Here is a 19139-nt window from a genome sequence, read left to right as displayed (position 1 = left end):
CAACTGGAGGCTACCCCGCCTGCCGGACGTCGCGCTCGAAGGACCCTCCGGCAGTCCGGGTTCTGAAGAACGGATATGACACAGTTTCGATCGATCCTCGGGGAGAACAGTGGCCGACCTCGGTGAGCGACTGCGTTCGGTCGTCGTCGAGCGGAGTCGGGAGACCATAGCCGTCATGCTCGTGGTCTCGCTGCTGGTGGGGTCGGGGGCGGCAGCGGTCGACGACTCCGCCTCCCTCCAGCAGTTCGAGACCGACTCGGAGGCCGCCGAAGCGCAGGCGTACGTCGACGAGAACTTCGGCACCGATGCGAACACCACCGGCTCGCAGATAATCGTCGAGGGCGACGACGTCCTCTCGAAGGAGGGCCTGCTGGCGACGCTCGTGCTCCAGGAGCGCCTGCGTGCGAACGAGACGGTCAACGCGACGCTCGGCGCGGACCCCTTCGACGACATCGCGGGAATCGTCGCCGAGACCGCCGTCCGGCTCGACCGCGGCGAGGACATCCGGGCGGACGCCGAGGAACTCGAGGCTCGTGCCGAATCGCTCAACGAGAGCCGCGAGAAACTCGAAGCGCGCGGCGAGAAACTGCAAGCGCGTGCCGACCGCCTCAACGAGAGCCGCGACGAACTCGAAGCGCGCGGCGAGAAACTGCAAGAACGGGCCGACCGTCTCAACGAGAGCCGCGAGAAACTCGAAGCGCGCGGCGAGAAACTGCAAGCGCGTGCCGACCGCCTCAACGAGAGCCGCGACGAACTCCGAGCCGACGCCGAAGAGCTGAAAGCGGACGCCGAGCAGTTGCGAGCCGACGCCGAGGAGCTCGAAGAGAAGGCTCGCTCCTTCGAGATACCGCCCTCGGAGGCCGAAGAGCGCCGCGAGAAACTCGAACAGCGCCGCGAAGAGCTCGAACAGCGCCGCGAGAAGCTCAACGAGAGCCGCGACGAGCTCGAGGAACGCGGTCGGCAGCTGCAAGAGAACAAATCACAACTCGAAGCCGACGCCGCGGCCCTGCAGGAACGGGCCGACCGCCTCAACGAGAGCCGCGCCGAACTCGAAGCCGACGCCGCGGCCCTGCAGGAACGGGCCGACCGCCTCAACGAGAGCCGCGACGAGCTCGAAGCCGACGCCGAAGCACTCGAAGCGAAGGGCGAGACGCTCGAAGCCCGCGCCGAGGAACTACGGGAGCGCCGGAACGCGCTGGCGGAACTGGAGTTGAACCTCTCGGAGCGTCGCTCGCAACTGGCCTCGATGAACGAGTCGGAGATCGACGACGTTCTGGCGACGATACTCGGGGAGAGCGACGGCGGCAGCGGCGCGTACGTCTTCCTGCCGACCGACTACGAGGCGGGCTCGAACAGCACCGACGCGAGGACGCTGTTCGTCACCCACGAGACGAAGGCCCCCGACGAGGTCGAGGGGCAGGTCTCCGAGGAGGTCATCGAGGCCCAGCTTGCGATGCGGGCCATCGTCGAGGACACCTTCGAGGACGGGAACGGTTCGTCGGCGGGCGGTCCCCGAGAGAGTCGGGGTGCACCCGCCGGCGTCGCCGCCGCACAGAGCGGTACACCGACGGCGACGCCGACCCCCGGCGGAACCGGAGCCGACGGCGGCAGCGCCGGCGACGACCCCACCGCGGCAATCGACGACGGGGTAGTCTTCGGCGGGGGCCTCGTCTCCGAGGAGATCAACCGTTCGATGGTCGACAGCCTCCTCATCGTGCTGCCGATGGCGCTGCTGTTCGTCGCGGTCGTGTTGACGATCGCCTACCGGGACGTCCTCGACATCCTGCTGGGACTGGTCGGCACCCTGACGGTCCTGCTCTTGACGTTCGGGTTCATGGGCTGGACCGGCATCGCGTTCAATCAGGTGATGATCTCGGTCCCGGTGTTGCTGATCGGGCTGGGGATCGACTACGCGATACACGTCTTCATGCGCCACCGCGAGCGGCGACAGGAAGCGGAGGAGGAAAGCTCCCGAGTGGCGATGGACGTCGCCCTCGGGGGCGTCGGCGTCGCGCTCCTGTGGGTGACCGCGACGGCCGTCATCGGCTTCCTGTCGAACCTCACGAGCCCCATCGGCCCGCTCCGGGACTTCGGTATCGTCAACGCGTTCGGCATCCTCGCCGCGCTGGTCGTCTTCACGGTGTTCGTCCCGGCGCTGAAGGTCGAACTCGACTCGTTCCTCGAGGCCCGCGGCTTCGACCGACGGAAACGGGCGTTCGGGACCGACGGCGGCGCCTTCGAGTCGTTCCTCGACGGCGGCCGTCGGCTGGCCGCGGCGTCGCCGTGGGGGGTCGTCCTCGTCGCGCTGCTCTTGACCTCCGGCGGCGTCTACGGGGCCGTCCAGCTGGATACCTCCTTCGATCAGGACGACTTCATCGCCGAGGAACCGCCGGCGTGGATGGACGAACTCCCGGAACCGTTCGCGCCCGGCGAGTACACCGCGAAATCGAGCATGGCGCTCGTCAACGACCGGTTCGTCAGACAGGACACCAAGGGGCGGATACTGATCGAGGGCAGCGTGACCCGCGACGACGTCCTCGAACGCGTCGCGGACGCGGAGGCCGCCGCGGCCGAAAAGGACACCGTCCAGCGGCTGCCGGACGGATCGGCCGACATCGAGAGCCCGCTTTCGGTGATGGAGTCCGTCGCCGCCAGGAACGCGACGTTCAACGAGAGCTTCGTCGCCGCCGATACCGACGGCGACGGCGTCCCCGACCGGAACGTCGAGGCGCTGTACGACGGGCTGTTCGCCACGGCGCCGGACCGCGCCGCGGCGGTCGTCCACCGGACCGACGAGGGCGATTACGAGGCGGTCCAGCTGATCGTTTCCGCCCGCGGGGACGCCTCCTCCGGGGCGGTCGCCGAGGAGATGCGCGCCGTCGCCGGTGGTGTGGAGGGCGACGGCCTGGAGGCCACCGCGACCGGCCAACTGGTCGTCTTCAGCGACGTCGAAGAGGAGCTCTTCACGACGGTCGTCCAGAGCCTGGTCGTCACCATCCTCGCGGTGTTTCTCTTCCTCATGGCGGGCTATCGCCGCGTCCACGAGAGCGCCTCGCTCGGCTTCGTCACGCTCGTGCCCATCGTCCTCTCGGTGACGTGGATCCTCGGGACGATGTACCTCCTCGGCATCCCGTTCAACGTGATGACCGGCACGATAACGAGCCTCACCGTCGGTCTCGGCATCGCTTACAACATCCACATGAGCGAGCGGTACGTGCTGGAGCGCAAGCGCGGCCGCGACCTCCAGGAGGCCATCTCGCGGAGCGTCACCGGCACCGGCGGCGCACTCCTGGGGAGCGCGGCGACGACGGTCGGCGGGTTCGGCGTGCTCGCCTTCTCGATCCTGCCGCCGCTGCAGCAGTTCGGGATCATCACCGGGCTCACCATCGTCTACGCCTTCCTCGGGAGCGTGTTCCTGCTTCCGAGTATGCTCGTCATCTGGACGCGGGCGGTCCGGCCGGGGTCGACCGACCGGACGGTGTCGTACCTCGACGACGAACCGAGGGGTCCGGCGACGCCGACCGCCGGCAGCGGCGGCGGCGGCCCGCTGGACGGCCAGTGGATCGCGGTCTACGAGCGGCTGGGTCTCTCGGAGACCGAAGCCGCGGTGTTCGTCGCCCTCCAGTGGCTCGACGGCGCCTCGCCGGACGCCATCGCGGCCGTGACCGACCTCGAGACGCCGGCGGTCGAGGCCGCCCTCGGACGGCTGGACGACTACGGCCTGCTGGCGCCCGGTGCCGACGGCGACGACCGGCGTCGCCCGCTCTCACACGAGGCGGCCGTCGAGTGGCTCTCGGCGCCCGACGGCGCCAGCCAGGCGACCCTCGATCAGTTCCACCGTGCCCGGAACGGCGCGCCGGCCGGCGCCGCGGGCCGTGGCGACCACGCCGACGACGACTGACGCGTGCGTGCGCTCGTCGCTCCCGGTGGCGGGACGTTTTTCCCCTCGCTGTCCGTACCGGAGATCGATGAGTGACGAACGGGGCGGCGAACCACCGACCGACCGGGAGTCGCCGGTCGGCCAGCCGGTCATCCGGGGAGACCCCCGCGTCGCCGGCGAGAGCGCCGTCCAGTTCGACCCGACCGACCCCGAGAGCCTGGCGGCGGCGGCCGACACCGTCGGTCGGTTCGCCAACAACACCGTCGGCAGCGAGGACAACGTCTACATACTCCGGGGGGCGGCCGCCTGTGCGGCGCTGGTTCGGGGGACCGGCTCCTACAAGGCCGCCGCCGAGCGCGCCGACGGCGACGTGACCGTCTCGTTCATCCGCAAGTGGGCCCGGGTCCACGACCTGCCGCGCTCGATTCGTCGACACGTCGCGCTGGGGGAAATCGCGCCGACCGCCGCGAAGCACATCGCCCGCGTCGCCGGCGAGTCCCGGTTCCTCTTGGCGTGGGCGGCGCTGGACCACGACCTCACGGTCCGGGAGGTCCGGTCCATCGCCTCCCGGGTGAACGACGGCGAGAGCGTCGAGTCGGCGCTGGCCGCCGAGGGCATCGACCTCGGGGAACTCCAGGTCTCGCTGCCGCCGGCGACCTACCGGGAACTCCGCCGGCACGCCGCCCTCGAGGACGTTCCGCCCGAGGAGGTCGTCGTCGAGGCCCTCGAGGAGTTCCTCTAATCGAAAGGATTTACCGCGAACCACGACAACGCGGAGTCGCGGGCCGATAGCTCAGTCCGGCAGAGCATCTGGCTTTTAACCAGATGGTCGGGGGTTCAAATCCCTCTCGGCCCGTGCAACGAGACGGTGAGCGGAGCGAACCGTCGAGTGAACCGGCAGAGGAGGATTTGAATCCTGCCAGTCGCGCGCAGCGAACGGCGTGAGCGAGCACGTCTGGCTCCGGTTCAAATCCCTCTCGGCCCGTTCCGTCCCGAACCAACGGCGAGCAGCGCGGAGCGACAGCGACGCCGCCGGCATCGAACGTCTCTTTCCCTCGGAGGCCTGATAGAAGTTCGTCTTATTCTACCACATATATCAAAACAATCGACGTTTTTCTACTCATTTTCTCCTATTGTATGGCATCTATTCTCGCAGAAGATTTAACTACTCGTACCGAATTTATTCGGCCGAAGGCCAGATGTCATTCAGGTCACTGACGGCGGCGATGACGCTGTATCGTAGCGGGACGCTCGACCTCGAGCGGGCGGCCGCCCGGGGCGGCGTGTCGACGGCGAAGATGAAGACGGCGCTTCGCTCCCGCGGGATTCCGGTGCGCGAGGAGCTCGGGGAGGCCCTCGAGCGGACCGCCGGCTGAGTCGGCCGTCGATGGAGTCTCGCCCGTCCGCCGACGACGTCCCGCCGAAGTCGACGCTGTTCTGCCCGAACTGCGGCCACCGGAGCCGTCCCGACGGGGACTGGCAGGTCGTCGAGACGGGCCACAGGACCCGGTATCTGTGTCCGGACTGTCGAGCGGAGGTCGCCGTCCGGCCCGCCGCTCGAACCGACCGGCAGCCGGCGGTCGGTTCGTCCATCGCCGAGAACATCCGGCTGTGGGCGGAATTTTGGGTCCGGACGGCGCGCCGGTGGTGAAACGGGGGCGGCCGACACCACCGGCTACGGCGGCGCTCGCGGCAACGAGAGTGTAACGACGGTGCCCTGTGGCTCGCGGGCCTCGATGTCGAGTTCGCCGCCGGCGCTCTCGACGGTCCACTTGACCAGCCAGAGGCCGAGCCCCTGGGTGTGCTCCAGCGGCGATTCGCTGCCGGACTGCAGCGCCCGCCGGTCGACGTCGTCGAGGCCGGGCCCCTCGTCGGCGACGCGGATCAGGACCGCGTCGTCGGCGACCGTGACGGACACCTCGACGGTGGGGTCCTCGCAGTCGCAGTGCGTGATCGCGTTCTCGAGCAGTTCCTCGACGGCGAGTTCGAAGGTCTCGTGGGCTCTGGCGTGTGCGGCGTCGGGACAGTCGACGGAGATGTCGGCTCCGGGGTACTCGCTCCGGGCGGCGGCGACCGCGGTCTCGACCAGGGCGACGACGTCCATCGTCGTGGTCGCCTCCGCGGTCCCGGAGATGACGCTCTCGAACTCCCGTGCGCTCTCGCTCAACTCCAGCAGGTCGTCGGCACTGTCGGCGATGGCGCTTCCGAGGTGGGCGACCTCGGGGTCGTCGTGGTCGGCGAGTTCCCTGGCGTAGCCGAGGACGACGTTCATCCGGTTGCGGAGGTTGTGCCGGAGGACCCGGTCCAGCACCGACAGCCGACGCTTGTGGTCCCGGAGGTCGGTCACGTCGTGGGCAGCGACGACGGTTCCCCTGAACTCGCCCGCTTCCCGGAGCAGGGAGAGGCTGGTCGAGTACTCGCGGCGGGTGTCGTCGGCGAAGGTCATCGACCCCTCGAAGGTCGCGTGGTCCCGGTCACCCGCCAGCAGATCCCGGATGATCGCCTCGACCCGGGCGACCATCGCCTCGTCGGCCACCATCGAGGCGTGGTTCCCGATCAGGTCCTCGCGGTCGTAGCCGCTGGCCTCGACCATGGCGTCGTTGACGCGGACGAACCGGCCCTCGGGGTCGAGGACGTAGATGGGGTCCGGGGTCGTCTGGACGATGGTCTCGTACCGTTTCAGGTCCCGCTCGCGGTCGACCCGTTCGGTGATGTCGCGGGCGACGGCGGCCGCGCCGACCGGGCCGTCGTCGCCGGGTATCGAGGCGAGGCTCAGGTTCGCGACGAAGCGGCCGTCGGGGAGCGTCAACTCGATGTCGATGGTGGCCTCCTCCCGCCGGCCGGCCAGCAGGTCCTCGACGAGATTCCGGTACTCCTCGTAGTCCCCGGGGTCGGCGAACAGCGACTCGAACTCCGAGAGGTGGACGCCGATGACGGCCTCGCGGGGGACCGAGAGGTTGTCGAGGAACTCCCGGTTGACCAGCGAGAGACAGCCGTCCTCGTCGTACGCCCACGCCGCGTCGTCGATGGCCTCGACGAGCGTCTCGTACCGTTCGAGTTCCCGCTGTCGCTCGGTTTGGTCGGTGATGTCCCGGACCGCGTTGACCACCGACTCGACGTTGCCCGCCTCGTCGGTCAGGGGCGCGGAGTTGATTGACAGCCACCGCTCTTCGCCGTCGACGCGGATGCCGTGGCGGTAGTCCTCGACCGGTTCGCCGGTCCGAAGCACGCGAGCGGTCGGAAGTTCCTCGGCCGGAATCGGCTCGCCGTCGGCGTCGAACGTCTCCCACGCCGGTGTGTCGAACGTCCGCGACGTGATTTCGGAGCGTTCGAGTCCGAGTTCTTCCTCGGCGGCCTCGTTGGCGCGGACGATGTCGCCGTCGGCGTCGACGACTGTGATGCCGACGGGACTCGTCTCGAATATCTGTTCGAGCAGTTCCCGCTCCTCCCGGAGTTCGCCCTCGAGTGCCACCCGGTCGGAGACGTCGCGGATGATGCCGGCGAACAGTCGCCCGTCGTCCCACTCGAACTCGCCGAAGGATAGCTCCAGCGGCACCTCGTGGCCGTCGGCGTGCAGGCCGGGGAACCGGACCGCGTTCCAGTCGATGTCCCGCTCGCCGGTCTCGAGGTAGCGCTCGATGCCCTCGCGGTGGCTGTCCCGGTGCCCCTCGGGCATCAGCTTCGTCAGCGGTTCGCCCTCGATTTCGGCGGGCTCGTGGCCGAAGACCCGCTCGACGGCGGCGTTGGCGTAGACGACCGTGCTCTCGGGGTCGACGAGGAGGATGGCGTCGGTCGCCGTCCGGGCCAGCGCCTCGAACCGCTCGCGCTCGCGGCGCACCTCCCGCTTGCGTTCGACCTGCTCGGTGACGTCCTCCTGGAAGCCGAGGTAGTGAGACACCTCGCCGTCATCGTCGCGGACCGGCGCGACGGTCAGGCGGTTCCAGAACGGCTCGCCGTCCGCCCGGTAGTTCAGTATCTCGACGGTGACCGGCTCCCCGGCCGCGATGGCGTCCCGGAGGCGGTCGACGGTCGCCTCCTCGGTGTCGGGCCCCTGGAGCAAGCGGCAGTTCTCCCCGAGGACGTCCTCCCGGTCGTAGCCGGTGAGCCGGCAGAAGCCGTCGTTGACGTACACCAGGGGGTTGTCCGGCCGGTCGGGGTCGGTGATGCTGATGCCGATGGACGCCTCGTCCATCGCCCGGCGGTACAGCGCCAGCCGCCGGGACTGCCGGCGTGCCCGCAGCATCGCTTCGATCCGTGCGTCGAGTTCGTGCTTCGGCGTCGGAATCACGAGCACGTCGTCGACGGTGCCACCGACGGTCTCGGTGATCCACTCGGCCTCGCGGGCCCGCTCGCGGTCCTCGACGAGCAACAGCACCGGCAGGTACGCCTCCGTCTCGCGTTTCAACTCGGCGAGCGAGCCCTCGACCCGGCGGTAGGTCGGCCCGTCGACGATACAGAGGTCGAACGCGTCGAACTCCCCGGGGTCGCCGTCCACCACCCGGTAGCGGTCGCCGAGTCGACCGGCGAGCAGTTCCCGGTCGCGCTCGCCGGCCATCGAGAGGAGCACCCGCTCGTCGGTCCCCTCGAGCACGGTCCGTGCCGCTCGCTCGTGGTCGCTCATTCCCGTCTCACCAGTCAGTCGTCGTCGCGCCACTCCGGCGTCCCCGTCAGGACGCCCCTGAGGTCGTCCAGCGGGTCGCCGATCCACATCCCGTCGCCGGTGATCCGCAGTTCCCGGAGCGTCGGCTCGAAGTCCCCGAGCCGCTTCTTGAGGACGCCGACCGCCTTCCGTATCTCGCCGCGGACCTCCAGGTACCGGAGGAAGAGGATGTTGTCGGCCAGGTAACTGATGTTCTCGCTGGAGGGCTGGAACTCGCCGGTGATGCTGCGGACCTCCTCGGCGAGGATGACCGTCACCCCCACGTTCCGGAGGTACCGGACCAGCGCGTGCAGTTCGGAGACGAGTTCGTCCTCCCGGCCCCGAAGGGAGAGCCGGTAGCCCGCCGTGCCGTCTATCATCACCACGCTGGCGCCCTCGTCCTCGACGGCGGTCTTGACTTTGTGGGCGAACTCGTCGGACGAGATGGACAGGGGCTCGATGTACTCGAGCGTCAGGTCCCCGTCGGCTATCAGTTCCTCCGTGGGGAGGCCGATGGCGTCCGAGCGGTGCCGGAACGACGACTCGGTCTCCTCGAAGAGGAAGGCGGCGGCCGTCTCGCCGCGGGCGGCGGCCTCCGTCAGGAAGTGCGTCCCGGTGGTGGTCTTGCCGACGCCGCTGGGGCCGCTGACGACCGTGACGGAGCCGCGCTCGATGCCGCCGCCGAGTAGCGAGTCGAGTTCGTCGACGCCGGAGCCGACCCGCTCGACGGAGAAGTCGCTGTCGTACTCGCCGGGGACCAGTTTCGGGTACACCGACACCCCGGTCCCGTCGATGCGGAGCGTGTGGCTGCCGCCCTGGAAGTCCGACCCCCGGAACTTCAGGACCGAAAACGAGCGGCCGTACTCCGAGCGCTCCAGCGCGAGCGCCCCGTCACAGAGGTACTGGAGGTCGTCGTCGGGCCGCGAGGGCGTCGGCTGGGTCGTAAAGAGCACCGTCGCCCCCCGGTTCTCGAGGTAGCTCATCAGCCCGGCGACCTCCTGGCGGAACTGGTAGTCGTCCGCCGAGAGGTACTGTAGCTGGGTCAGCGGGTCGACGAACACCCGGTCGGGGTCGACCCGCTCGACTGCCTCGACGATGCGGTCGGTCACCGACTCGTTCTCCACCTCGTCGGGCGCGAAGACGCTGTACTGCTCCTCCTCGAGGAACTTGCTCGCGTCCGGGCTCAGGTCCAGTATCTCCACCTCGTCGAGGTCGAAGCCGAGCGTCTCGGCGTTCTCCCGGATGTCGTCGGCCGGTTCCTCGAAGGCGACGAACAGACAGGACTCGCCGGCCGCGACGCCCGTCGTCAGGTAGTGGAAGCCGAAGATGGTCTTGCCGGTGCCGGCCTCGCCGCGAAGCATGTACGACCGCGCCGGCAGCAGGCCGCCGTGTAGCACCTCGTCGGCGCCGCCGATGCCGAGCGGGATGCGTGTGTCAATTGTAGACAAGACAGAGCAATTTTTGCTCGGGTCGAGATAAATCCAGCGGCCGGCCGACACCCGTCCCCGGTCGCTACCCCAGATTCGCCCGGTACCGGTCCGGGAGGACCGCCAGCAGCTTCGAGACGAGCCACCACCGCCGGGGGACGTAGGCGACCTCCTTCTCTTTGGCGATGGCGCGGACGATTCCCCGGGCGGCGGTCTCCGGCGAGCACTCCCAGAAGCGGTCGGTCTCCGGCGACATCGGCGTGTCGACGTAGCCCGGCCGGACGTCGGTGACAACCACGTCGTCGTCGCTCCGGTATCGGAGTCCCTCGAGGTACCGGGAGACGTAGGCCTTCGAGGCGCTGTAGGCCGGCATCGTCGGACTCCCGATCTCGGCCGCCACCGAGGAGATGCCGACGAGGTGGCCGCCGCCGGATCGCTCGAACCGCTCGACGGCGGCGGTAGCGATGGCGGTGAAGCCGCGGGCGTTCACGTCGACGGTGTCCCGTTCGTCCGCCCACTCGAGACCGGGGTTGTGTCGGCCGACGCCCGAGGAGACGACGACCAGGTCGACGCCGCCCATCGAGTCGACCAGGTCGTCGAACCGCTCGCGGGCGTCGTCGGCGGTCACGTCGATGCGGGCGACGTGGGCGCCGCCGACGTCCTCGCCGACGGCCGTCAGGCGGTCCGTGCGGCGGGCCGCGAGTCCGAGGTCGTACTCCCCGGCGAGCTCCCTCGCCAGCGACCGGCCGATACCCGAGGAGGCGCCGACGATGATGGTGTTCGGCATACGGGCAGGCCGTTGCGGCGCGGCCGCTTAAAACGGTCCATCCCGGTCAGACGGTGACGGTCAGCCCGTCGTGGGCGAACGTCACGCGCTCGTAGTCGGCCTGCAGCGCCCGGAAGTCCCCGTGAGTCCGGGCGTAGATGTGCTCGATTTCCGTCAGGAGCGCCCCGTCGGGGTCGAGCCGTTCGACGCGTTCGAGGACCTCGGCGTGGGTGAGTTCGTCGTCCAGGATGGCGGCGTCGACGTCGGTGAATATCGGCGTCCCGTCGGGCGTCTCCGGGAAGTAGCCGCACTCGAACACAGCGAGGTCGACGTCCTCGGGGAGCGCCTCGATTTCGAGGTGTCGGGCGTCGTCGGTCGCGAGGACGACGGTCCGCTCGCCCTGCCGGAGGACGAACGCCGTCGCGTCGAGGTCCCCGTCGCCGGACAGCGAGTACGGGACCGCCTCGACCGTCGTCTCGCCGACGGTCAGCGGCGCCTCCTCGAGGAAGTGGGTCCCCGCGAAGCCGACCTCCTCGACGAAGTGCCGGAGGGCGCCGTAGGTCTCGCAGGTCCGCTCGTAGACGCGCCGCGTCGTCACGAGCGTCGGTCGGGTCTCCCGGACCGCGTCGACGAGTCCGTACTCCGCCTCGGAGAACATCCGTTCGCCCGAACGGGACTGGAGGACCCGGAGGCCCGCCGAGTGGTCGGGATGCCAGTGGGTCAAAAAGAGGTACTCGAGGTCGTCGACGCCCTCCCGTTCGAGGCTCTCGTAGACGAACTCCGGGGCGTCCACCACCGCCGACAGCTCTTCGACGTACAGGGAGTTGCCGTGCCGGGCGTGGGGCACGCCCTCCGCTCTGGCTCGCTCGCAGACCCGACAGCGGCAGGTCGGCGTCGGAATCGGGGAGTTTCCCCCGCTGCCGAGCACGGTGAGGGTGAGCATGTCGGGACGAGGACTCGCGCCGACAAAAAGCCGCTCCCGCGGACCTGATAAACTAATACCGTCGGCATCCCAAATTCGCCCGTGAGCCGCAGCGAGCGCGTCCGGCTGGCTGCCGTCGTCTTCGTCGTCCTCTTCACGCAGTTGCTCGTGTACCCGGGGGTCGACGAACTCGTGGCCGCGCTGGGCGCCGAACCGACCATCGACGCCGGCACCGCGTTCCTGGGCGTCCAGCTCGCCGCCTTCGTCCTCTTTTCGGCGGTCTGGGGCGCCGTCTCGGACCGCGCCGGACGGCGGATCCCGTTCATCGTCGTCGGCGCGCTCGGCGGCGCGACGGCGTACCTGACGCTCGTCGCGGCGGTAGTCACCGACACGGGCGGCTTCGGGCTGGCGCTCGCCCTCCGGTTCCTCGAGGGCGCGTTCACCATCGGCGCCTTCTCGCTGGCCATCACGATGCTGATGGATCTGGACGGCGGCCACGGCCGCAACATGGGCGCGGCGGGCATCGCCATCGGGGCCGGCGCCGCCCTCGGCGCCCCCGTCGGCGGCCAGCTGTACGCGGTCGACCCGCTCGCGCCGCTCGCCGTCTCGTCGGTCCTGCTCGTGGCCGTCGCCGGTCTCACCGCGACCCTCCCGGACCGCACGCCGACCCGGGGCGGCGGCCTCCGGGACGTCCTCGCGGGCGTCCGCCGGACGCCGGAGCTGCTGTTGCCCTACGCCTTCGGCTTCGCCGACCGCTTTACCGCCGGCTTCTTCGGTCTCGTCGGCACGTTCTACTTCCGGCAGGCGTTCGACCTCGACCCCGCGGCGACCGGACTCGTGCTGGCGTGTTTCTTCGCCCCGTTCGCGCTGTTGCAGTACCCGCTGGGCGCGCTCTCGGACCGCATCGGTCGCGTCGTCCCCATCGTCGCCGGATCGGTCGGCTACGGTGCGGCGATCATCGGCGTCGGACTCGCACCGACGGTCACCGTCGCCGCCGCAGGTATGGTGCTCGTCGGCGTCCTCGGCGCCCTGGTCGCGCCGGCGACGATGGCGCTGGTCACCGACATGGCCGCCGCCGGCGAGCGCGGCGCCGCCATGGGCGGGTTCAACATCTTCGGGAGCCTCGGCTTCCTCGGCGGCATCCTCGTCGGCGGTGGCGTCGCCGCACGCTACGACTTCTTCACCGCGTTCCTCGTCGCCGGCGGCCTGGAGGCCCTCGTCGTGGTCGTCGCCCTCCCCGTCCTCGTCCGCGTGGTGCCGGACCCGACCGCGACGTTCGGAAACCGGGCCTGAGGCCGGTCGGCGACTCGCTCGTCGCCCCGCCAGGACCCCACGGGTATCAAAACTACCTTGCCCTCTCGTCGTCAGGGTATACCCACCCGAGGTGGTTCGGTGACCAAGAAACGAGAGTACACGGGCGACTATCCCGACAAGACGCTGTATCTCCCGGGGCCGACGGAGGTTCGCGAGGACGTCATCGAGGCGATGTGCGAGCCGATGTTCGGCCACCGGATGGACCGGATGACCGACCTCTACACGACCATCGTCGAGGACACGAGGGAGTTCCTCGACACCGACCACGACGTCGTCGTGCTCACGGCGTCGGGGACGGAGTTCTGGGAGGCGACGACGCTGAACCTCGTCGACGACCGGATGCTCGTGCCGACCTCCGGGGCGTTCAGCGAGCGCCAGGCGAACGTCGCCGAACGACTCGGCAAGGACGTCGACCGGATCGAGTACGAGTGGGGGCAGGCGGTCAAACCGGGCGACGTGCGGGACGCCCTCGAGTCGGGGGCCGACTACGACGCCGTCGGCATGGTGATGAACGAGACCTCGACGGGCGTCCGCAACCCCGTCGAGGAGATCGGCGACCTGCTGGGCGAGTACCCGGACACCTACTTCGTCGTCGACGCCATCTCGTGTCTCGGCGGCGACTACATCGACATCGAGGGCCACAACGTCGACGCCATCTTCACCTCCACCCAGAAGGCCTTCGCCATGCCGCCCGGGCTTGCGGTCTGTGCGGTCAGTGACGCCGCCTACGAGCGGGAACTCGACAAGGAGTCGGCGTCGTGGTACGGCGGTTTCCAGCGCTGTCTCGACTACTACGACCGGAAGGGTCAGACCCACTCGACGCCCGCCATCCCGATCATGCTCGCCTACCGCCAGCAGATGAAGCACATGCTCAAGGAGGGCCACGACGCCCGGGACCGCCGTCACCGCGAGATGGCCGAGTACACCCGCGAGTGGGCCCGCGAGCACTTCGACACCTTCGCCGAGGAGGGTTACGAGTCCCGGACGGTGACCTGCGTCGAGAACACCCGCGGCATCGACGTCGCCGACACCGTCGAGACCGTCTCCGAGGAGTACGACATGGTGTTCTCCAGCGGCTACGGCTCCATCGGCGAGGAGTCGTTCCGCATCGGCCACATGGGCGAACACACCGTCGAGAGCGTCCGCGAACTCACGGACGCCATCGAGGACGTCGCCGGTCTGTAGCGCCGGCCGCCGGCACCGATTCGCCCGACTTTTTGCCGACGGGTGCCGAGCCACCGCCAATGGAGGAACCGGAGGACAACCCCTACGTCCGGAACCCGTCGCTGGACTTCGAGCCGGTCGAGGAACTCGACGAGGCGACGGCCCGCGAGCAGGTCGAACGATTGCGCGAGGCCGTCCGGTACCACGACCACCGGTACTACCAGCGGGCCGACCCGCTGGTCTCCGACCGGACCTACGACGCCCTGTTCGACCGGCTGGAGGCGCTGGAAGCCGCGTTCGACCTCCGCTCGGAGACCAGCCCGACGCGGCGAGTCGGCGGGGAACCGCTGGAGGAACTCGAGACGGTCGAACACGTCGCCCCGATGCTCTCCATCGACTCCTCGGGCGAGGCGGCCGACGTCCGGGCCTTCGACGAGCGGGTCCGCGAGCGGCTGGAGGCGGCGGGCGACGACGGACCGGTCGAGTACCTCTGTGAGCCGAAGTTCGACGGTCTCTCGGTCGAACTCGTCTACGAGGAGGGGAAACTGGAACGGGCCGCCACGCGTGGCGACGGAGAGTCCGGCGACGACGTGACCGCCAACGTCCGGACCATCCGGTCGGTGCCGCTGGAGCTGGTCGGTGACTACCCCGACTTCCTCGCGGTTCGCGGCGAGGTGTTCATGCCGAAGGCCGCCTTCCAGTCGTACAACCGCGAGCGGATCGAGCGCGGCGACGACCCCTTCGCCAACCCCCGGAACGCGGCGGCCGGGACCCTCCGACAGCTCGATCCCTCCGTCACCGCCGAGCGGCCGCTGGACTGCTTCGTCTTCGACGTGCTGGACGACGGCGGGTACGGCTTCGAGACACGTCTCGAGGAGCACGAGACGGTCGACGGGTGGGGGTTCCACGTCGACGAACACACCCGACTCGTCGGCGACACCGAGGAGGCAATCGAGTTCCGCGACGGGATGCTCGACCGACGGGACGACCTCGACTACGAGATAGACGGCACGGTCATCAAGTTGAACCGCAAGGCCGCCTGCGAGACGCTCGGAGCGACCTCGCGGGCCCCGCGGTGGGCGTTCGCCTACAAGTTCCCCGCACGCACCGAGGAGACGACGGTCAGAGACGTTGTCGTTCAGGTCGGGCGCACCGGCCGCCTGACGCCGGTCGCGCTCCTCGACCCCGTCGAAGTGTCCGGCGTCGAGGTGTCGCGGGCGACGCTGCACAACCCCGACCAGATCGAGGACCTCGGGGTCGCCATCGGCGACAGAGTCCGTCTCAAGCGCGCCGGCGACGTCATCCCCTACATCGAGGAGGTCGTCGACTCCGAACGGGAGGGACACTTCGAGTTCCCTGACCGGTGTCCCGTCTGTGAGAGTCCGGTCGAGCGCGACGGCCCGATGGCGTTCTGCACCGGTGGGGTCGCCTGTCCGGCACAGTTGCGCCGGGCGGTCCAGCACTACGCCTCCCGGACCGGGCTCGACATCGAGGGACTCGGCGAGAAGGCGGTCGACCAGCTCCTCGAAGAGGGGCTCGTCGAGGAGTTGCCGGACCTCTACGAGCTGTCCGTCGAGGAACTCGCGGCGCTGGACGGTTGGGGCGAGACGAGCGCCGAGAACCTCCTCGACGAGTTGGAGGCCTCGAAAGAGCCGCCGCTGTCGGACTTCCTGTCGGCGCTCGGCGTCCCCGAAGTCGGACCGACCACGGCGGCGGACCTCGCACGCCACTTCGGGACGCTCGACGCCGTCCTCGAGGCTTCGCCCGAGGAGCTACGGGAGGTCGAGGGAGTCGGCGAGACGGTCGCGAGAGAGATCGGCGAGTTCTTCGACAGCGAGCGGAACCGCGCGGTCGTCGCGGCGCTCCGCGAGCACGGGGTCGACCCGCGGGCGGGCGAGACCGCGAGCGACGCGCTGGCGGGGGTGACGTTCGTCTTCACCGGATCGCTCGACCGCTGGACGCGCGAGGAGGCAAGGGAACTGGTCGAGACCAACGGCGGGTCGGCGACCTCGAGCGTCTCGAGCAACACCGACTACCTGGTGGTCGGAGAGAACCCGGGACGAAGCAAGCGCGAGGACGCCGAGGCCAACGACGTTCCGACCGTCGACGAGTCGACGTTCGAGGCGCTGCTCGAGGACCGCGGCGTCGACGTGTAGCGAGCAGGTGGAACGGTCGCTCCGGCGCCCGTGTTCCACGCTCCGGCCTCGACGGGGCGCCGGCCCTCGTCAGGTCACACCGACGGTGGTCCCGTCCCGGTATATAAATCGCCGGCCGGGCCGTGGCGCCGACCGACCACCCGTGTTGAAGGCCCGCGAGCACGGAGTGTCCCTGATGGGAGTGCTCGACGCCATCCGGCAGGTACTGGGGCTGGGCGCGGAGGCGGACGCGACCCGGGAGGCCGACCCGGAGGACCTGTTCGGGATGTCGACGGCGTACCTGACGATGGAGGCGGACCTCGGGTTCGCGCCGACGGGAGATGCGGCGCTGTGCTTCGCGGACGTCGACAGCACGGCTTTCCGGCGCGCCCGCGAGGAGGTCGAGGCCGTCCTCGATTTGGGCGAAGCCGAGACGGGGACGACCGCCGACTTCGTCGAGGACGCCCACGGCTACCACTGGGTCGTCCTCCACGACCGGGAATTCGAGGACCTGGTGACGAGCGTCCACTTCGCGTCCGACACCCTCGTCGAGGAGGGGTTCGGCTCCCGGCTGCTGGCCGCGCTCTTCGCCTTCCAGCGGGACGGCCGGACCGCCTACTGGGTGTACTCGTTCCGCCGCGGGTCCTACTACCCGTTCGTCCCGACGGGCGGTCGGGAGCGCGACCAGCGGACGGAGTTCAAACTCGAGAGCGTCCTCGACGGCGAGCTGTCCGTCGAGGACGATACCGCCTACTGGTACCCGCTGTGGCCCGAGGGCGACGCCCACCCCTGGGGCTGACCCCTTCGGCCCTAAACCTTCGGCGTCCGAGCGCAGTCGGAGGGTTCTCTTGCGGCAGTTTTACTTCCACCAGGCTGTTAACGAGGCTTTATGTACCGGGCGGCCACAGGACCGACCATGGCAGCAACCGCAGACCTGGAGGACCTTTCGGGCGTCGGCCCGGCGACCGCAGAGAAGCTCCGAGAGAACGGCTACGACACGTACCAGAGCATCGCCGTGGCCAGCCCCGGCGAACTCTCGAACACCGCGGACGTCGGCGAGTCGAGCGCCCACGACATCATCCAGGCGGCCCGCGAGGCCGCCGACGTCGGCGGCTTCGAGACCGGTACCGACGTACTGGAGCGACGCGAGCAGATCGGCAAACTCGAGTTCCTCATCCCGGAGCTCGACGAGATGCTCGGCGGCGGCGTCGAGACCCAGTCCATCACCGAGGTGTACGGCGAGTTCGGCGCCGGCAAGTCCCAGGTCACCCACCAGCTCGCGGTGAACGTCCAGCTTCCGAAGGAGCAGGGCGGGCTCCACGGACGCTGTGTCTTCGTCGACAGCGAGGACACGTTCCGGCCCGAGCGCGTCGACGAGATGGTCAACGGACTCCCGGACGACGTCATCGAGGCGACGATGGAGGCCCGCGACATCGAGGGCGGCCCCGACGACGAGGACGCCATGGACGAACTCGTCCAGACGTTCCTCGACAAGATTCACGTCGCAAAGGCATTCAACTCCGACCACCAAATCCTGCTGGCCGAGAAGGCCCAGGAGATCGCCCAGGAGTACGAGGACGACGACTACCCCGTCCGGCTCCTGTGTGTCGACTCGCTGACCGCCCACTTCCGTGCGGAGTACGTCGGCCGCGGCGAACTCGCCGACCGCCAGCAGAAGCTCAACAAGCACCTCCACGACATCGACCGGGTCGGGAACCTCTACAACTCCGCCGTCGTCGTCACCAACCAGGTCCAGTCGAACCCCGACGCCTTCTTCGGCGACCCGACCAAGCCCATCGGCGGCAACATCCTCGGCCACAAATCCACGTTCCGGATGTACCTCCGCAAGTCCAAGCAGGACAAGCGCATCGTCAAGCTCGTCGACGCGCCGAACCTCCCCGACGGCGAGGCCGTCATGCGCGTGCAGGGCGAGGGACTGAAGCCCGAGTAGGGCTCGCGAGAGAACCGAAGCCCGGACCGCGGCCGTCGTCGGGACCGTAAGTTCAATACCGGGGCGGTCGATCTCCGACCCGATGCAGGCGCAGTTGACGGAGGCGTTCGTCCGGTTCGTCGGTCCCAGCACGTTCCTGCAGGCGCTGACCGGCGGCGTCGTCATCGCGCTTTTCAACCTCCTCGGCGCCTCGCTGGTGCTCGTCTGGCGGGACCCCTCCGAGCGCTCGCTGAACGGGATGCTCGGCTTCGCCGCCGGCGTGATGCTCGCGGCCGCGTTCACGAGCCTCATTATCCCCGGCATCGAGCAGTACTCCGACGGCAACCCGGTTCCGACGCTCGTCGGAATCGCGCTCGGCGCGCTGTTTCTCGACCGCGCCGACGGGCTGGTCCCGCACGCCCACTACCTGCTGACCGGGAGTCGGCGGACGGACGCGGCGAACCCCGACGAGACGCTGCCGGTCGACGACGAGAAGCTGGCCGGTGTGGTGCTTTTCATCCTCGCCATCACGCTGCACAACATGCCCGAGGGGCTGGCGGTCGGCGTCGGATTCGGCGCCGCCGGCGGCGACCCCGCCCAGGTCGGGAGCGCGCTGGCGCTGATGCTCGCCATCGGCATCCAGAACGTCCCCGAGGGACTCGCGGTGTCGGTCGCCGCCATCAACGCCGTGCTGGACCGCCGGCTGTACGCCGCCGTCGCCGGAATCCGGGCCGGCGTCGTCGAGATTCCCCTGGCGGTGCTCGGCGCCGTCGCCGTCGCGGCGGTCGAGCCCCTGCTCCCGTACGCGATGGGCTTCGCCGCCGGCGCGATGCTGTTCGTCATCTCCGACGAGATCATCCCGGAGACCCACCGCGGCGGCTACGAGCGCGTGGCGACGCTCGGACTCATGGCCGGCGTCGTCGTGATGCTGTATCTGGACATCGCACTGGCCGGGTGATGGG

The 19139-nt window shown here is 69.4% G+C and carries 15 protein-coding genes and 1 tRNA gene; 12 read left to right on the top strand and 4 right to left on the bottom strand.

All coding sequences use genetic code 11. From position 1 onward, the window contains the following. Positions 1-109 precede the first annotated feature (109 nt). The 6 genes from NLF94_RS00645 (at position 110) to NLF94_RS00625 (ending at position 5531) form a co-directional block, all read left to right on the top strand. Positions 110-3901: an MMPL family transporter gene (locus NLF94_RS00645; RefSeq protein WP_254839527.1), complete on the top strand. Its 3792-nt coding sequence runs from the start codon at positions 110-112 to the stop codon at positions 3899-3901. Between the two features lie 67 nt (positions 3902-3968). Then, complete coding sequence (locus NLF94_RS00640; protein WP_254839526.1) at positions 3969-4622, top strand: DUF7119 family protein; 654 nt, start codon at positions 3969-3971, stop codon at positions 4620-4622. A gap of 40 nt (positions 4623-4662) precedes the next feature. Then, positions 4663-4736 (top strand) — tRNA-Lys (locus tag NLF94_RS00635). An 85-nt stretch (positions 4737-4821) separates the two neighbouring features. Beyond that, positions 4822-4947: a hypothetical protein gene (locus tag NLF94_RS20750; RefSeq protein WP_256558670.1), complete on the top strand. Its 126-nt coding sequence runs from the start codon at positions 4822-4824 to the stop codon at positions 4945-4947. A 132-nt stretch (positions 4948-5079) separates the two neighbouring features. Then, the gene (locus tag NLF94_RS00630) at positions 5080-5256 is read left to right on the top strand and encodes a DUF7317 family protein (protein ID WP_254839525.1); all 177 of its coding nucleotides are present in this window, start codon (positions 5080-5082) and stop codon (positions 5254-5256) included. Between the two features lie 11 nt (positions 5257-5267). Next, positions 5268-5531: a zinc ribbon domain-containing protein gene (locus tag NLF94_RS00625; RefSeq protein WP_254839524.1), complete on the top strand. Its 264-nt coding sequence runs from the start codon at positions 5268-5270 to the stop codon at positions 5529-5531. Between the two features lie 24 nt (positions 5532-5555). Here the strand turns inward: NLF94_RS00625 and NLF94_RS00620 are convergent, their stop codons facing one another. From NLF94_RS00620 to NLF94_RS00605, 4 genes are all read right to left on the bottom strand, one after another. Beyond that, entirely contained in the window at positions 5556-8501 is a 2946-nt protein-coding gene (locus tag NLF94_RS00620; RefSeq protein ID WP_254839523.1) for a PAS domain S-box protein, read from the bottom strand. 14 nt (positions 8502-8515) lie between these two features. Beyond that, positions 8516-9967 carry an ATPase domain-containing protein gene (locus tag NLF94_RS00615; RefSeq protein ID WP_254839522.1) on the bottom strand — a complete coding sequence of 484 codons (1452 nt, stop codon included), beginning with the start codon at positions 9965-9967 and terminating at the stop codon, positions 8516-8518. 64 nt (positions 9968-10031) lie between these two features. Beyond that, positions 10032-10733 (bottom strand): SDR family NAD(P)-dependent oxidoreductase, encoded by a 702-nt coding sequence (locus NLF94_RS00610; RefSeq protein WP_254839521.1) that lies wholly within the window; start codon positions 10731-10733, stop codon positions 10032-10034. Positions 10734-10779: 46 nt separating this feature from the next. Further along, the gene (locus NLF94_RS00605) at positions 10780-11655 is read right to left on the bottom strand and encodes an MBL fold metallo-hydrolase (RefSeq protein ID WP_254839520.1); all 876 of its coding nucleotides are present in this window, start codon (positions 11653-11655) and stop codon (positions 10780-10782) included. A gap of 81 nt (positions 11656-11736) precedes the next feature. Between NLF94_RS00605 and NLF94_RS00600 the strand changes: the two genes are divergently transcribed. From NLF94_RS00600 to NLF94_RS00575, 6 genes are all read left to right on the top strand, one after another. Further along, entirely contained in the window at positions 11737-12927 is a 1191-nt protein-coding gene (locus NLF94_RS00600; RefSeq protein ID WP_254839519.1) for an MFS transporter, read from the top strand. Positions 12928-13026: 99 nt separating this feature from the next. Further along, positions 13027-14133, top strand: a complete 1107-nt coding sequence (locus tag NLF94_RS00595) for a pyridoxal-phosphate-dependent aminotransferase family protein (RefSeq protein WP_254839518.1) — start codon at positions 13027-13029, stop codon at positions 14131-14133. A gap of 59 nt (positions 14134-14192) precedes the next feature. Next, entirely contained in the window at positions 14193-16268 is a 2076-nt protein-coding gene (ligA, locus tag NLF94_RS00590) for an NAD-dependent DNA ligase LigA (RefSeq protein ID WP_254839517.1), read from the top strand. Between the two features lie 175 nt (positions 16269-16443). Further along, a complete protein-coding gene (pspAB, locus tag NLF94_RS00585) occupies positions 16444-17046 on the top strand; it encodes a PspA-associated protein PspAB (RefSeq protein WP_254839516.1) in 603 nt (200 codons plus the stop codon). Between the two features lie 117 nt (positions 17047-17163). Continuing rightward, a complete protein-coding gene (gene radA, locus NLF94_RS00580; RefSeq protein ID WP_254839515.1) occupies positions 17164-18198 on the top strand; it encodes a DNA repair and recombination protein RadA in 1035 nt (344 codons plus the stop codon). Between the two features lie 82 nt (positions 18199-18280). Next, on the top strand, positions 18281-19135 hold the full coding sequence (locus NLF94_RS00575) for a ZIP family metal transporter (protein ID WP_254839514.1): 855 nt from the start codon (positions 18281-18283) through the stop codon (positions 19133-19135). The last annotated feature ends 4 nt before the right edge of the window (positions 19136-19139 follow it).

It is taken from the genome of Natronomonas marina (assembly GCF_024298905.1).
In the GTDB taxonomy this organism is placed as follows: Archaea; Halobacteriota; Halobacteria; order Halobacteriales; family Haloarculaceae; genus Natronomonas; species Natronomonas marina.
Note: the sequence above shows the minus strand (reverse complement) of the source record. Positions and strands in the feature narration are given on the sequence as shown.

Excerpts from the sequence above, each read along its gene's own strand:
- NLF94_RS00625 (WP_254839524.1), top strand. The coding sequence starts at position 5,268 with ATGGAGTCTCGCCCGTCCGCCGACGACGTCCCGCCGAAGTCGACGCTG.
- NLF94_RS00605 (WP_254839520.1), bottom strand. The coding sequence starts at position 11,655 with ATGCTCACCCTCACCGTGCTCGGCAGCGGGGGAAACTCCCCGATTCCG.
- NLF94_RS00630 (WP_254839525.1), top strand. The coding sequence starts at position 5,080 with ATGTCATTCAGGTCACTGACGGCGGCGATGACGCTGTATCGTAGCGGG.
- NLF94_RS00640 (WP_254839526.1), top strand. The coding sequence starts at position 3,969 with ATGAGTGACGAACGGGGCGGCGAACCACCGACCGACCGGGAGTCGCCG.
- pspAB (WP_254839516.1), top strand. The coding sequence starts at position 16,444 with ATGGGAGTGCTCGACGCCATCCGGCAGGTACTGGGGCTGGGCGCGGAG.
- NLF94_RS00575 (WP_254839514.1), top strand. The coding sequence starts at position 18,281 with ATGCAGGCGCAGTTGACGGAGGCGTTCGTCCGGTTCGTCGGTCCCAGC.
- ligA (WP_254839517.1), top strand. The coding sequence starts at position 14,193 with ATGGAGGAACCGGAGGACAACCCCTACGTCCGGAACCCGTCGCTGGAC.
- radA (WP_254839515.1), top strand. The coding sequence starts at position 17,164 with ATGGCAGCAACCGCAGACCTGGAGGACCTTTCGGGCGTCGGCCCGGCG.
- NLF94_RS00620 (WP_254839523.1), bottom strand. The coding sequence starts at position 8,501 with ATGAGCGACCACGAGCGAGCGGCACGGACCGTGCTCGAGGGGACCGAC.
- NLF94_RS00610 (WP_254839521.1), bottom strand. The coding sequence starts at position 10,733 with ATGCCGAACACCATCATCGTCGGCGCCTCCTCGGGTATCGGCCGGTCG.